Below are 12,458 nucleotides of genomic sequence, written 5' to 3' on the forward strand. Positions count from 1 at the left end.
CCCCTTGCGAACCGCCGCGCTTTCGCGCAAGCGGCGGGTCTGGAAGGGGAGATTTTGTGACGCGTGTCGACGACGATCCGCCGGGGCCGGTTGCGCGGGCGGTGCGCGGGCTCCTGCTTTTGATGTACCGCATGCGCGGCTGGAAAGCTGTGGGGGTCGTGCCCGAACCGCGGCGCTTCATCATCATCGCCGCGCCGCACACCAGCAATTGGGATTTCGTCAATTTCCTCGGCCTGACTGCCGACCTTGGCATTCGCGCGCATTTCATGGGCAAGCTGTCGCTGTTCAAATGGCCGCTCGCGCGCTTCATGAAGCAGATGGGCGGCGTTCCGGTTGATCAGCGGGGCGGCGGCAATATGGTGCAGCAGATGGTCGACGAGTTCGCACGCCGCAGCGAGTTCATGCTGACCGTTGCGCCCGAGGGGACGCGCGGCAAGGCGCAGAAATGGCGCACCGGCTTCTATCAGATCGCAATGGCTGCGAAGGTGCCGATCGTCGTCGGTTTCATGGATTATGGCAAAAAGACCGGTGGGCTGGGTCATATGATCTGGCCGACCGGCGATTTTCGCGCCGACATGATGAAGGTGTTCGACGTCTATAAAAACTGTACGGCCAAATATCCCGAACGCACGGCACGTTCGATCGACGATATCGTCGGCAGCGACGAAGGGCAGGAAGCCTAGCGATGCCGCGTGACGAGGGCCTTGGCGATGCGCCGGTCCCGGCGGATGTCAGCGCCCTCGGTGACGCGCCGCGCATCCGTGCGATATTGATCGAGGCGGCACGCGAGGGGCGCAGCGTCAGCTATTCCGAACTGCTCGGCGATTTGGGTTTCCGCTTTACCCGGCCCAAGATGCGCGCGGTGTGCAAGACGCTGGGTGAGGTCGACCGGCTGTGCGCGATGGACGGCGAACCCGACCTTGCGGTGCTGGTGGTGCGCGAAAGCGACCGGCTGCCGGGGCAGGGCTGGTGGGTCGGCGGCACCGCGTTGCTGCTCGGCTATGACGGCCCGTGGGAGGGGGCTGCGGCGGCGCGCTTTATTCGTGAGCAGCAGCAATTGGCATATGATTATTGGGACGGGCGCTAGCGCCTATTCGGCGATCTGCTCGTCGGACCCGCCAAAGGCTCCGGGGAAATCGCGAAATTTGGGCAGTCCGTCCTTCATCGGCAGCACCGTTTCGGCATAGTTGATGTGCAGTCCGGGCGTGAAGGCCAGCGTCGGAAGCGTCGCCGAGAAAATGTCGACGACGCCAAGTCCCGGATGGTCGGTCATCAGATGGCCTCCGCACGCGTTGCAATATTTGCGGCTGCTGCCCGGCGTCTTGTTGAAGGTGGCGAGACTGTCCTCGCCCTCGATAACGCGTACATTTTCGGGCTTCCAGAGAGTGAAGCCATTGACCGGGCCACCCGACCAGGATCGGCACGACTGGCAATGGCAATAGCCCATGCCTTCGGGCTCACCCGATGCCTCGACCTTCACCGCGCCGCAGAAGCATTCACCTTGATAGGACATGACCGCCTCCCTCTCAGAAGACGGTCAGAATAGCGCAATTCGAACTATTTTATGAGTCCGATCTCGCGCAGCCGCTGCTGCAAATATTCGTCGGCGGTGATCGGTGCCGGATAAAGGTCCGGATGCGCCGCATCGATGCAGCTTTCGAGCGTCTCGATCGGATAGTCCGAACGGAAATGCAGGAAAAAGGGCATCGAATAACGCGCGACGCTCGCGCGGCCCGCGTCGGGATTGCGGACGCGGTGGGTGGTCGAGGGCAGCTTGTTGTTGGTCAGCCGTTGCAGCATGTCGCCGACATTGACCGCCATCGCGCCGGCGGGCGGAGAGACGGGAAGCCAGCTGCCGTCCTTGTCGAGGATCTCGAGCCCCGCCTCTTCGGCGCCAAGCAGCAGGGTGATCGTGTTGATATCCTCATGCGCTTCGGCGCGGATGCCCTTGGCGGGGGCTTCGACCGGCGGATAATGGAGCAGGCGCATCACGCTGTTGCCGTCCGCGATCGTGTCGTCGAAGAAATCGGGGGCGAGGCCGAGATAGGTTGCGATGCCCGAGAGCAGCTGGCCGCCGACGCGGTCGAATTCGGCGAAAAGCTTGTCATAGGCGGTGCGGAACCCCTCAACCTCGGCGGGCCAGACATTGTTCGGTTGCTGCGCGGCGAGGGGATGCCCGGCCGGCAGGTCGCGGCCGACGTGCCAGAATTCCTTGAGGTCGACCTCCTTCGCCCCCTTGGCGATTTCGGTACCGAACGGGGTGTAGCCGCGCGCACCACCGCCGCCGGGAATATGATAGGCGCGCTTCACCTCCTCGGGCAGCGCGAAGAAGGCTTTGGCCTTGTCCCACGCTTCGTCGATCAGCGCGGGGTCGATGCCATGGTCGGCGATCATCGCGAAACCAAAGCGTTCGAACGAGGCGCCAAAGTCCTGAGCGAAGCGGTCGGCGGGAAGCGACATCGAAATAATCGGAACGGCGGCAGTCATCATGTCATCCATTTTTGCAGCGGGCGCACGGCCCGCGAGTCCATGGCTTCGCATTTAGGACGGTCGGCGATGCAGGGAAAGGGGCCGCGCTCTTTTCAAACCGGGCGCAGACGGTAAGAGGGGCGAATGAGCAAAAACTACTGGCTGATGAAATCCGAACCCGACGCCTATCCGTGGGAGCAACTCGTGCGCGAGGGCATTGGCATGTGGGACGGGGTGCGCAACCACAGCGCCAAACTCAACATGATGGCGATGAAGGTCGGCGATGAGGCGCTGTTCTATCACAGCAATATCGGCAAGGAATGCGTCGGGATCATGAAGATCACCGAGGAGCATTTCCCCGATCCGACCGCCGATGAAGGGTCGCCTTGGGTCGTGGTGCGCGTCGCGCCCGTCCGTCCGCTCAAATATCCGGTATCGCTCGCGGCGATCAAGGCCGATCCGGCGCTCGCCGACATGGACCTCATCCGCCTGTCGCGCCTGTCGGTCGGACGTGTGCGTCCTGACGAGTGGGCGCATATTCTCAAGAAATCGGAAACGCCCGGGGGCTGATCCCGGCTTGCCGCCGTCAGCGTAGCTTGACTTGCAGATGCTTCGCCACCGACGGGTGGAGCGGATAGATGAACTCACAGCCATATGCATTGCCGTCGGCGCGGCGGACGATCGCCTCCAGCGACTGGAGGCCGGGCAGGGTCACCCATATATGCTTGCCGATCTGCGGTCGGGCAAAGGTGACCATACGAAAGCCCGTGAAGGACAGGTCGAACAGTTCGACATCGAAAGGATTGAACCCCGCCTCGCGAAACCGCGCGCGCGCGCTCACCGGTGCTCGCTCGGCGCGGCGCCCGCATGCTGGCGCTGTTTTGACGTTGGCGGCACGAGTCCCCGGCACGGTCCATCTTCCCAGTGATTATCAGGTTTCGCGGACTTTTAGGGGGTCGTTGGTTATCCCGAAGTGAAGATATATGGTGAATTTCGCTATACCGGCGGGGTGTCGCCGACCGTCATCAGCTGGCTGGGATAGGCGGCGGCGAGCCGCACCGCGTCGCGCCACTCGCCGGACAGCCAGCGGGCATAATCCTCGGGGTGCAGGATCATCGGCATCGCGCCTGGATGATGATGTTCGACCAGCCGGTTGGCGTCGGTGGTCAATATGGCGAAGCACGGCCAATCCTCGCCCTGACGCAGGACTCCGGCAAAGGCGAAGACCGGCTGCGACGGCACCGAAAACCAGCGCTGCTTCTTCGCTCCCGCCGGTCCCGACCAAAGCGCAAAGGCGGTCGCGGGGACGAGGCAGCGCAGTTCGGCGTGGCGCAGCGTGCCGATCCAGAAGGGGCTTTCAAGGTTGCGGACGGTGGTGACGGGGCGGTCGCCCTGCGGTGGGGGCGGGACGCCCCACAGCTTCGGGCGCAGGTAGCGGCGCGATCCGCCGCGCCCGTCGCTGACGATGATCGGGGCAGGGCGTGCGGGGGCGACATAATCGCCCGTCCACGGGTCATCGCCGGCCTCGGCGCCGAATGTCGCGGCGATCGCACTCGCGGGTGCGTCGAGGCGGTAGAGGTTGGTCATCGCCGCGCTAGTCGGTTCCGCGCACCCGCCCGCGTCCGGCCTTCACGCTGCTGCGGGCTTTCTTGCTGTCGACGCGGCGGGCTTTCGCAGCCTTGCTCGGCTTGGTCTTGATCCGCCGTTCGGGGCGAACGAGCGCGGCGTCGATGAGGGCGGACAATCGCTCGCGGGCGTCGGCGCGGTTCGCTTCCTGGGTGCGATAGCGGCGCGCGAGGATGATCAACTCGCCCTCGATCGTCATCCGGCTGCCGGCCAGCGTCTTCAGCCGCCGATAGGCCTCGGGGTCGAGGCCCAGCGCATAGACGTTGACGCGCAGCTGGCACGCGGTCGCGACCTTGTTGACATTCTGGCCGCCGGGTCCCGTCCCGGCGAGAAATTTTTCGCTGATCGCGCTTTCGGGAAGCTCAGCCACGGGTCGGCGCGGCGCCTTCGGGTGCGACAAAGCCCAAAGCTGCAAAGCTGTCGGGGAAGGGCGCCTCGGCAATTATCGACGGCTTGGCGTCACGTTTGACGACCAGCCGTTCGGCGTGGAGCAGGGTGCGGGTTTTGGTGCCCCCGCGCCCGTAAACGGGGTCGCCGACAAGCGGAAAGCCGAGCCCTTCGAGCGCGTGAACTCGCAGTTGATGGGTGCGGCCGGTTTCGGGGCGGAAGCGCAGCAGGCTGCGGCCATCGACGACGGCGAGCTTTTCCCAATGCGACACGGAAGGCTTGCCTTTGGGGTCCGCGACCATGCGCCAGCCCTCTTCGGCGGTTGAAACCTTGGCGAGTGGCAGGTCGATCGTGCCGCCTTCGCCTTCGACCACGCCATCGACGATCGCGAGATATTGCTTCTCGACCTCGCGGGCTTCGAACGCGCGGGTAAAGCGGCCGTGCGCCTTGGGGTTGCGCGCGAGGAGCAGGCAACCTGAGGTGTCGCGGTCGAGCCGGTGGACCGCGAGGGGCCACCGCTTGAAGCCAAATTTTAAGAGGTCGAGATGGTTCTCAAGGCTGATGCTGCCGTCGCGCGGGGCATCAACCGGCAGGCCAGCGGGCTTGTCGATGACGAGGGCCTCGCCATCGAGGAACAGGACACGGTCTGAAAGGAGCATGGCGCGCTATAGGCGCGCAATATCCGCACCGAAAGCGTAAACGTCCATCGCGAGCAGGCCGTAGGTTGTGCTGGCGTGGAGGCGCTGGGAATTGAGCGGCATACCGCCCGCACCCATGGCGACGAACAGCGGCAAGATATGCTCCATCGTCGGATGATTGTCGTGCCCGTGCGGCGCGCGATCGACCGCGTGGAGCACGTCGTCGATCGCGCCCGCTGTCATATGCTCGGCGACCCAGTCGGTGAACGCCGTCACCCAAGCCGGCGCAGGCGCGTCGATCGGCAGGCGCGCCGAGAAGAGCGCGCGCAGATTATGGGTGATGCTGCCCGACCCGATCACCAGCACCCCCTCGTCGCGGAGCGGCGCGAGCGCCTGACCTAGCGCAAAATGCCATTCGGGCGATGCGTTGGAGGCGATCGAAAGCTGGACGACCGGAATGTCGGCGTCGGGGTAAGTCAGCGACAGCGGCACCCACGCGCCATGGTCGAGGCCGCGCTCGGGGTCGGCAGTGACCGGGAGGCCGTGCGCGCCGAGCAGGCCGATAATGCGCTCGGCGAGAGCCGGATCGCCCGGCGCCGGATAGCGCATCGCGAACAGTTCGTCGGGAAAACCACCGAAATCATGGATTGTCGGCGGGGCGGGGGAGGCGGTGACCGTCGCCCGCCCGCCTTCATAGGCCGCGTCATGATGCGCCGAAACCATAAGGATCGCTTGCGGGCGCGGCAGAAGAGCACCCAGCCCGGCCAGAAAATCCCGCGCCGGGCTGGGCTCGAGCGCCATCATTGGCGAGCCGTGGGAGAGGAAGAGGCTCGGAAGGCGCTCGGCGGATATCATGCGGCTTGCTTCAATTCTTCGATCGCCGAGGTCGCGCGGGTAACCGCCTCGCCATCCATCATGTGCCCGTCGGCGGCGACGATGGTGACATCGGTGATGCCCACAAAAGCGAGGACATGCTTCAGATAGCCGCTCGCGAAATCGACCTCGCTGCCCAGCGGCACGCCGCCCGAAGCGAAAACGATGAAAGCGCGCTTGCCCGTGAGCAGCCCCTCGGGACCGGCCTCGGTGTAGCGGAAGGTCCGGCGCGCCCGGGCGATCAGGTCGATCCACGCCTTCAGCGACGCGGGGATTGCGAAATTATAGATGGGCGCGGTGATGACGATCGTGTCGGCGGCCTCCAGTTCGGCGATCAGTTCGTCCGATCCGGCAAGCGTCGTCTTTTGTTCGTCGCTACGCGCGGCCTCGTCCGTGAAATTGGCGCCGATCCAGCTTTCGGTGAGCAGCGCGGGCGGCGTCGCATGAAGATCGCGGCGGGTGACGGTCGCGCCATAGCCTTGCTCGACAAGGTGGTTGACCAGTTGATCGGCAAGCGGGCGGGTGGTCGAGCCCTCGTTGCGGGCGCTGGCATCGATGCGAAGAATATGGGTCATATCAGATACTCCTTTTGCACTTCAGAGAAAGGGGGTGCCGCGAGCCGGGGAACTCGCGGCACCGGATGGGCCGCCGTCAGGGAGGGGGGAGGCGACGGCCCGGGGGACTTCGTTAGAGGCTGTCGACCAGCACCAGTTCGGCGTCGTCGAGCGCTTCGACCTTGATCGTGCCGACATCGCGGAGCGCGATGCCGTCGCGGGGATCTGCTTCCGCGCCATTGACGCGGATGCGGCCCTTGGCGGCAACGAGGTAAGCGTGGCGTCCGGCTTCGAGGTCGTAGGAGACGCTCTCGCCGGCGTTCACAGTTGCCGCGGCGACGCGGGCGTCGGCGCGGATCGGCAAAGCGTCGTCGCCCTCGATCCCGCTCGCCAGCGTCACGAACTGGCCTGACCGGTCGGCTTGGGGAAACTGGCGTGCGCCCCAGCCGGGATTGCCGCCGTCGCGGTCGGGCATGATCCAGATCTGGAACAGCGTCGTTTCTTCGTCCTCGAGGTTGAACTCGCTGTGGGTCACGCCGCTGCCGGCGCTCATCACCTGGACGTCGCCCGCCGCGGTACGGCCGGTGTTGCCCATGCTGTCGCGATGGGTGATCGCACCGCTGCGAACATAGGTGATGATTTCCATGTCGCGGTGCGGGTGCGGGGGAAAACCTGCCTGCGCTGCGATGGCGTCGTCGTTCCAGACGCGAAGCGCGCCCCAGCCCATGCGGCCTTCGTCATAATAATTGGCGAAGGAGAAATGGTGACGGGCGTCGAGCCAGCCATGATTGGCATGGCCCAGCGTGTCGAATTTGCGAATGTCGATCATGGCCGTTCCTTTCCATCGGTCCGCTCATGGGCATGATGCCCGGCGGCGCCGTCTTGTTGATGCCAAGATAGCGATTGGGATTGTTTCCGAAATAGCATAGATGGAAAATCATCGTTTCAATTTTTGAGGTAATCTGATGGCGCTTCCCGATTATGAAGGCTGGGCCTGTTTCGTCGCGGTGGCCGATGGCGGCAGCTTTACAGCGGCCGCCGCCGCGCTTGGCCTGTCCAAGGCGAGCGTGTCGAAAGCGGTGACGCGGCTGGAGGCGTCGCTGGGCATCACGCTTCTTCACAGAAGCTCGCGGGTGGTGACGGTATCGACGGCGGGTACCGGCCTGCTGGGCGAAGCCCGCGCAATGGTCGCGGCGGCGACAGCGGCGACCGAGGCGGCGCGCGGCGACCGGGTCGATCTGGCGGGACCGATCCGCCTCGCGGCGCCAATGAGCTTCGGGATCAAGGTGCTCGGCCCGCCACTCGCAGTGTTTCTGGCGATGCATCCTGCGGTTGAGATCGAGGTGCTGCTGAGCGATGCGCGCAACGATCCTGTCGCCGAAGGGATCGACCTGACGCTGCGCATCGCGCCACTCGCCGATTCCAGTCTGCTCGCGCGGACGATCGCGCCGGTCTCGGCATCGGTGATCGCGAGCCCCGCTTATCTCGAAAAGCACGGGGTGCCGAAGCATCCGCTCGAACTCGCGGGCCACCGGCTCATCGGATACGGTCACCGCCAGCGTGCGATGCCGTTGCATTTCCATCGCAAGGGTGAGGAGGCGACGGTGCTGCCAACGGGGCCATTGTTTGCGAACAATGGTGATATCGCGGTGCCGCTGGTCGTCGCGGGCGGGGGAATTGCGGTGCTGCCCGACTTCATCGCCGCGGCGGAACTGGCGTCGGGGGCGGTCGTGCCGATCCTGACCGACTGGTCGATGCCGCAGGCGCATCTGCATCTGCTATCGCCGCCATCGCGGTTGCGCCCGGCGCGTGTGCGGGCGCTGTCGGACCATCTGGTCGACGTGCTGAAACGATCATGTACCGGCGCACACGAGCAATATCTGGCGCTCCACCAGCTGTGAAATACTGTTGCAGATTGGTCGCGACTCGCAGGAATCCCACGGTTAAATCAAAATTAACCTTTTCCCTTCATTAGTTTCGTGGTTAATGTTCCGGCAGTCCCGAACAGCGGGTCCGTCGGCGGCATCACATGATGATCTTGCGGAGGGATTGCGGGATCATCGTGGGAAACAATCAAGGGGCGCCCAATGCGTGTATTGCTGATCGAGGACGAGCCGACGACCGCCAAAGCGATCGATACGATGCTCACGACCGAAGGCTTCAACGTCTACTCCACCGACCTTGGAGAAGAGGGGTTGGACCTGGGCAAGCTCTATGATTACGACATCATTCTGCTCGACCTGAACCTGCCCGACATGCACGGCTATGACGTGCTGAAAAAGCTTCGCACCGCCAAGGTGCAGACGCCGGTGCTGATTCTGTCGGGCGTTTCGGAAATGGATTCGAAGGTGCGCTCGTTCGGTTTTGGCGCCGACGACTATGTCACCAAGCCCTTTCACCGCGACGAGTTGATCGCCCGCATCCATGCGGTCGTCCGCCGTTCGAAGGGGCATAGCCAGAGCGTCATCAAGACCGGAAAGCTTGCGGTCAATCTCGACACCAAGACGGTCGAGGTCGACACGACGCGCGTCCATCTGACCGGCAAGGAATATCAGATGCTCGAGCTTCTGAGCCTGCGCAAGGGCACGACGCTGACCAAGGAAATGTTCCTGAACCATCTTTATGGCGGGATGGACGAACCCGAACTCAAGATCATCGACGTCTTCATCTGCAAGCTGCGCAAGAAACTGGCGCTGGCGTGCGAAGGCGAAAATTATATCGAGACCGTCTGGGGGCGCGGCTATGTGCTGCGCGACATCGATGACGAAGGCAATGAGGTGCGCCGCGTCGCCTGACGCCGCATTTTCCTGATATCCTGTCGGATGGCCGGCGCGGAGCGATCCGCGCCGGTTTCTGTTTGTGCGGCGGGTGCTTCATCGTTCCGCGTCATGCCGGATTCGATCCAGAGCTGGCGATGTCGGCGCAAATGGACCCCGGATCATGTCCGGGGTAGCGAATGGCTGGAAACGACCGATTGCCGACGTTCGCAGTCTTAATCCCGCTTTCCAGAAGCGGACGCTTACGACAGATTGCCTGATTGTAGTACCGGCAGGGGGTGATGAAATGAGAACGCGCGTTGCCATCGTAGCTTCTCTGCTTTTGGGCAGTGTTCTTGTGCCGGTCGCAGTTGGCACCTTTCAGGGAATGGGATTGAACGAAGCGGCGGACGGAAACCAAACGCGCGCGTTCGCAGAGTCCTACTATATCCAAGTTGTGGACGATCTCGATGAATATACCCGTCGACGAAACGCATTTTCAGAATCTGGACAAAACGAGTTTGGCCAAAAGGTCCACAATTATAGCGCGTGCCAAGCGCTCATGGCCCAGAGTGTCGAGGAAGACGAAATTTTGCTCGCCGCAGCACTGAGACACCAAAGGTCTTCAGTTCTTGAAACGATATTTGATCAACCCGCTATTGAAGCAATCGACGCTTTGCCTGCCCCGATTGTGGGGGCGCTGGGTGGGTGTAGGTACACGATGATAGGTGCTGCTTGCAACGCATGGGCGGGGGCGTGATAACGCGCGCGAATGACAGAGGAACGGCTGTTCTACAAAGAGAGCGAAAGGAATGGCTCCGCAGTAATGAAGCGGCAAGCTGTAAAGTCTCAGCCAAGTTTGTTGCTCCGTTACCTAAAAGCTGACGGTCGAAAACCCACCCCATTGCGGGCATCGCCCTCAAATAGGCCTTTCCTACATTATCCGGCTGTGCCAGCCTTCATCCGGCTCTTTCATTTGGTTGGATAAAGCGGTCGCTGCCCGGCCTGCGGGTTTGGCTGCGACGGGGCGTGCCGGGCGCGTCCAGCACGCCGCGAGGTCCCGATCGGGGCGCCGCAGGGCTGAACTTCTCTGAACTTTGGACGATCGTTACGCGGGTCCATGCGCCGATCGGGCTCCCGATCCAACCCGGGATCAGGAAAGAAGGCAATGGCGGTTCACCACCCCTTTTCGGATAAGCGCCCATATCACCTCCGCGCTCCATCGCCTGAACATCGAAAAAGCGCGACTCCGTGCCGGGCCCGGGGCAGCTAGGATGGAGATAATGCTCTAACGCTTGCGGCCGAAATGGCCGGGTACCCCGGTTGCGATGGTCAGTCCAGGACGCCAGGTGGTGGCCTTGGGCGGGGTGAAGAGCTGGAATTCCAGACTGCTGTCGGCGGCGACGAGTTGTTCGCCGCTGGCGGTACGCAGGCGGCCGGGTTCGATCTTTACGTCCGTCTCCACACCGAAGCGCCGGTCGACGACCCAGCGTACCGTGCCCATCATCGGGGCATGGCCGGGAAGATAAACCGTCATCCGCTCGCCGATCAGCAGCGCGTGCGGCGCCTGTCCGCCGATGCCTGTTTCCGATACGTTGCGGATGGTGATGTCGAAGCGGCCGAAACGCTCGCAGCCGAACGCCGCCTTCACCAGACGCGACTGACGCGGCTGGCGCTTTTCTGATGCGATTTTAGAGGCTGTATCCGCCTCATTGTGCGACATGGACGCGACCCGACTCTGCCCGTCTGCGCCCCACGCCAGACGGTAATGATGGTCCCCACCCAGTCATAAACGGGGAAGGTAAATTTTCATATATCGTGTTTGTTATTATTTCGCGGGCAGCCCGCCAAAGGTGACGATGCTTTCCGCGCCGCCCGTCGATATCGCTGACACGCCGAAGAAATGATCGTCGACGATCACGCCGGGTAGTATGAGTTCGGTCGCGCCGCCGGCCTGTACAACCCGGCTGTCGGTCCAATCGGGGCGGTCGGCGCGGCGCCAGTGGATGCGATAGGCAGCGGCATCCTTCACCGCCGACCAGCTTATCGTCGTGTTCGAGCTGACCGCGCCGTCGATGCTGACGCTGGCGGGGGCGGGCGGGGCATCGGCAAGTTCCCGCACCAGGGCGACGTTGAGTGCGGTCACCCGCGCCAGATAGGGGAAATCCATCTCATCGACCGTGTCGCCATATTTGCGGCCATTTTCGGTACGCAAATCCTGATGTTGATGGTCATAATCCTCGATCCCGACGGTGAAGCGAATCGCCGGATAGCCGAGCTCGAGCGAGGGCAGGTGGTCGCCGCCGCGGCGAAAGCGGTCAGGGCGGCGGACCGCCAGCACCTCCAGCCCGATCGCCGGGGCCTGTTCGGCGGCACGTAACGCGGCTTTGGCCAGAGCGCGCGACGGGCCGTCATCTTCGCCGCCGATGCCGCGGCGGACGAGTTGCGCCGCCAGATCCTCCGACGCGCGAATACCTTCGCTGAACACCCGCACGCGATTGCCCACGATCGTGCCGTCGGTGCCATGGGTGCCGCCGACGATGTCATTGTTGAGCATCGCGGCGACTTGCCAATTCTGGTCCTTGGCATGTTTGGCGAGCAGCTTGCCGCCCCACAATCCCTGTTCTTCGCCTGACAGCAGCGCGTAGACGATCGTCGCGCGGTGTTTTTGTTTCGAGAGCAGGCGCGCGGCCTCCAGCACCAGCGCGGTTCCCGATCCGTCGTCGTTGGCGCCGGGAGCGTCGCTGGTGAAATCCATCGGATCGGTGACGCGGCTGTCGATATGACCGGCGATCATGATGACATGCGCGGGATCACCGGTGCCTTTCTGGATCGCCAGGACATTTTCGACGATGACGCCGGCGGGCGCGCGCGGGCCTTCGAAGCGGTCGCTGATGCGGCTGACGGTCAGGCAGCCGCCGCAATCCTTCGCGATCCGCGCGAATTCGGCGGCGCCCCAGTTGCGCGCGGCGCCGATCCCGCGTTTGGGATCGGTGGCCGACGACAGCGTATGGCGGGTGCCAAAGGACACGAGTTTCTCGACCGAGGCTTTCAGCCGCGCGGGGTCGGCTGCGGGGGCGGGGTCATCCTTGGCTTGCACCGCAACCGGGGCGGCGAGCAAGAGGGCGGCGAGCAGGCTGTGCTTGATCATGCCG

17 protein-coding genes are annotated in these 12,458 nt (G+C 63.7%); 6 read left to right on the top strand and 11 right to left on the bottom strand.

The annotated features are described in order from the left end of the window. Positions 1-56 precede the first annotated feature (56 nt). Positions 57-683: a lysophospholipid acyltransferase family protein gene (locus tag AC1RRJ_RS14740; RefSeq protein ID WP_493123953.1), complete on the top strand. Its 627-nt coding sequence runs from the start codon at positions 57-59 to the stop codon at positions 681-683. Between the two features lie 2 nt (positions 684-685). Then, complete coding sequence (locus AC1RRJ_RS14745) at positions 686-1,087, top strand: ribose-phosphate pyrophosphokinase (protein ID WP_493123954.1); 402 nt, start codon at positions 686-688, stop codon at positions 1,085-1,087. Between the two features lie 3 nt (positions 1,088-1,090). Here the strand turns inward: AC1RRJ_RS14745 and AC1RRJ_RS14750 are convergent, their stop codons facing one another. Together AC1RRJ_RS14750 and AC1RRJ_RS14755 are read right to left on the bottom strand one after the other, a co-directional pair. Further along, on the bottom strand, positions 1,091-1,513 hold the full coding sequence (locus AC1RRJ_RS14750; protein WP_493123956.1) for a GFA family protein: 423 nt from the start codon (positions 1,511-1,513) through the stop codon (positions 1,091-1,093). A 44-nt stretch (positions 1,514-1,557) separates the two neighbouring features. Then, positions 1,558-2,487: an isopenicillin N synthase family dioxygenase gene (locus AC1RRJ_RS14755; protein ID WP_493124153.1), complete on the bottom strand. Its 930-nt coding sequence runs from the start codon at positions 2,485-2,487 to the stop codon at positions 1,558-1,560. A 126-nt stretch (positions 2,488-2,613) separates the two neighbouring features. On the opposite strand from AC1RRJ_RS14755, the gene AC1RRJ_RS14760 reads away from it, so the two are divergent. Further along, a complete protein-coding gene (locus AC1RRJ_RS14760; protein ID WP_493123958.1) occupies positions 2,614-3,039 on the top strand; it encodes an EVE domain-containing protein in 426 nt (141 codons plus the stop codon). A 16-nt stretch (positions 3,040-3,055) separates the two neighbouring features. Here the strand turns inward: AC1RRJ_RS14760 and AC1RRJ_RS14765 are convergent, their stop codons facing one another. From AC1RRJ_RS14765 to AC1RRJ_RS14795, 7 genes are all read right to left on the bottom strand, one after another. Continuing rightward, entirely contained in the window at positions 3,056-3,379 is a 324-nt protein-coding gene (locus tag AC1RRJ_RS14765; protein WP_493123960.1) for a PilZ domain-containing protein, read from the bottom strand. Positions 3,380-3,465: 86 nt separating this feature from the next. Next, a complete protein-coding gene (locus AC1RRJ_RS14770) occupies positions 3,466-4,056 on the bottom strand; it encodes an SOS response-associated peptidase family protein (protein WP_493123962.1) in 591 nt (196 codons plus the stop codon). A gap of 7 nt (positions 4,057-4,063) precedes the next feature. Further along, positions 4,064-4,465 carry an alternative ribosome rescue aminoacyl-tRNA hydrolase ArfB gene (gene arfB, locus AC1RRJ_RS14775; protein ID WP_493123964.1) on the bottom strand — a complete coding sequence of 134 codons (402 nt, stop codon included), beginning with the start codon at positions 4,463-4,465 and terminating at the stop codon, positions 4,064-4,066. Next, the gene (locus AC1RRJ_RS14780; protein ID WP_493123966.1) at positions 4,458-5,141 is read right to left on the bottom strand and encodes an RluA family pseudouridine synthase; all 684 of its coding nucleotides are present in this window, start codon (positions 5,139-5,141) and stop codon (positions 4,458-4,460) included. The genes arfB and AC1RRJ_RS14780 overlap by 8 nt, the downstream gene beginning before the upstream one ends. A gap of 6 nt (positions 5,142-5,147) precedes the next feature. Then, on the bottom strand, positions 5,148-5,975 hold the full coding sequence (locus AC1RRJ_RS14785) for a DODA-type extradiol aromatic ring-opening family dioxygenase (RefSeq protein WP_493123968.1): 828 nt from the start codon (positions 5,973-5,975) through the stop codon (positions 5,148-5,150). After that, complete coding sequence (locus AC1RRJ_RS14790) at positions 5,972-6,568, bottom strand: FMN-dependent NADH-azoreductase (protein ID WP_493123970.1); 597 nt, start codon at positions 6,566-6,568, stop codon at positions 5,972-5,974. Before AC1RRJ_RS14790 ends, AC1RRJ_RS14785 begins: the two co-directional genes overlap by 4 nt. 112 nt (positions 6,569-6,680) lie before the next feature. After that, positions 6,681-7,376: a pirin family protein gene (locus AC1RRJ_RS14795; protein WP_493123972.1), complete on the bottom strand. Its 696-nt coding sequence runs from the start codon at positions 7,374-7,376 to the stop codon at positions 6,681-6,683. A 136-nt stretch (positions 7,377-7,512) separates the two neighbouring features. Between AC1RRJ_RS14795 and AC1RRJ_RS14800 the strand changes: the two genes are divergently transcribed. The 3 genes from AC1RRJ_RS14800 (at position 7,513) to AC1RRJ_RS14810 (ending at position 10,063) form a co-directional block, all read left to right on the top strand. Then, positions 7,513-8,448 (top strand): LysR family transcriptional regulator, encoded by a 936-nt coding sequence (locus AC1RRJ_RS14800; protein ID WP_493123974.1) that lies wholly within the window; start codon positions 7,513-7,515, stop codon positions 8,446-8,448. Positions 8,449-8,634: 186 nt separating this feature from the next. After that, the gene (gene ctrA / locus AC1RRJ_RS14805; RefSeq protein WP_088472792.1) at positions 8,635-9,342 is read left to right on the top strand and encodes a response regulator transcription factor CtrA; all 708 of its coding nucleotides are present in this window, start codon (positions 8,635-8,637) and stop codon (positions 9,340-9,342) included. A gap of 145 nt (positions 9,343-9,487) precedes the next feature. Continuing rightward, positions 9,488-10,063 carry a hypothetical protein gene (locus tag AC1RRJ_RS14810; protein ID WP_493123976.1) on the top strand — a complete coding sequence of 192 codons (576 nt, stop codon included), beginning with the start codon at positions 9,488-9,490 and terminating at the stop codon, positions 10,061-10,063. Between the two features lie 528 nt (positions 10,064-10,591). Here AC1RRJ_RS14810 and AC1RRJ_RS14815 read toward each other — a convergent pair. Both AC1RRJ_RS14815 and AC1RRJ_RS14820 read right to left on the bottom strand, forming a co-directional pair. Next, on the bottom strand, positions 10,592-10,954 hold the full coding sequence (locus AC1RRJ_RS14815) for a PilZ domain-containing protein (RefSeq protein ID WP_493123978.1): 363 nt from the start codon (positions 10,952-10,954) through the stop codon (positions 10,592-10,594). A 177-nt stretch (positions 10,955-11,131) separates the two neighbouring features. Then, positions 11,132-12,454, bottom strand: coding sequence for a M20/M25/M40 family metallo-hydrolase (locus AC1RRJ_RS14820; protein WP_493123980.1), 1,323 nt, complete (start codon positions 12,452-12,454; stop codon positions 11,132-11,134). Positions 12,455-12,458: the final 4 nt, after the last annotated feature.

Source organism: Sphingopyxis sp. GW821-FHT12C06, from assembly GCF_058807415.1.

Coding starts and splice junctions, on each gene's coding strand:
- AC1RRJ_RS14760 (WP_493123958.1), top strand. CDS start 2,614: ATGAGCAAAAACTACTGGCTGATGAAATCCGAACCCGACGCCTATCCG.
- AC1RRJ_RS14745 (WP_493123954.1), top strand. CDS start 686: ATGCCGCGTGACGAGGGCCTTGGCGATGCGCCGGTCCCGGCGGATGTC.
- AC1RRJ_RS14755 (WP_493124153.1), bottom strand. CDS start 2,487: ATGACTGCCGCCGTTCCGATTATTTCGATGTCGCTTCCCGCCGACCGC.
- AC1RRJ_RS14790 (WP_493123970.1), bottom strand. CDS start 6,568: ATGACCCATATTCTTCGCATCGATGCCAGCGCCCGCAACGAGGGCTCG.
- AC1RRJ_RS14795 (WP_493123972.1), bottom strand. CDS start 7,376: ATGATCGACATTCGCAAATTCGACACGCTGGGCCATGCCAATCATGGC.
- AC1RRJ_RS14820 (WP_493123980.1), bottom strand. CDS start 12,454: ATGATCAAGCACAGCCTGCTCGCCGCCCTCTTGCTCGCCGCCCCGGTT.
- AC1RRJ_RS14770 (WP_493123962.1), bottom strand. CDS start 4,056: ATGACCAACCTCTACCGCCTCGACGCACCCGCGAGTGCGATCGCCGCG.
- AC1RRJ_RS14780 (WP_493123966.1), bottom strand. CDS start 5,141: ATGCTCCTTTCAGACCGTGTCCTGTTCCTCGATGGCGAGGCCCTCGTC.
- AC1RRJ_RS14785 (WP_493123968.1), bottom strand. CDS start 5,975: ATGATATCCGCCGAGCGCCTTCCGAGCCTCTTCCTCTCCCACGGCTCG.
- AC1RRJ_RS14750 (WP_493123956.1), bottom strand. CDS start 1,513: ATGTCCTATCAAGGTGAATGCTTCTGCGGCGCGGTGAAGGTCGAGGCA.
- ctrA (WP_088472792.1), top strand. CDS start 8,635: ATGCGTGTATTGCTGATCGAGGACGAGCCGACGACCGCCAAAGCGATC.
- AC1RRJ_RS14810 (WP_493123976.1), top strand. CDS start 9,488: ATGTCCGGGGTAGCGAATGGCTGGAAACGACCGATTGCCGACGTTCGC.
- AC1RRJ_RS14800 (WP_493123974.1), top strand. CDS start 7,513: ATGGCGCTTCCCGATTATGAAGGCTGGGCCTGTTTCGTCGCGGTGGCC.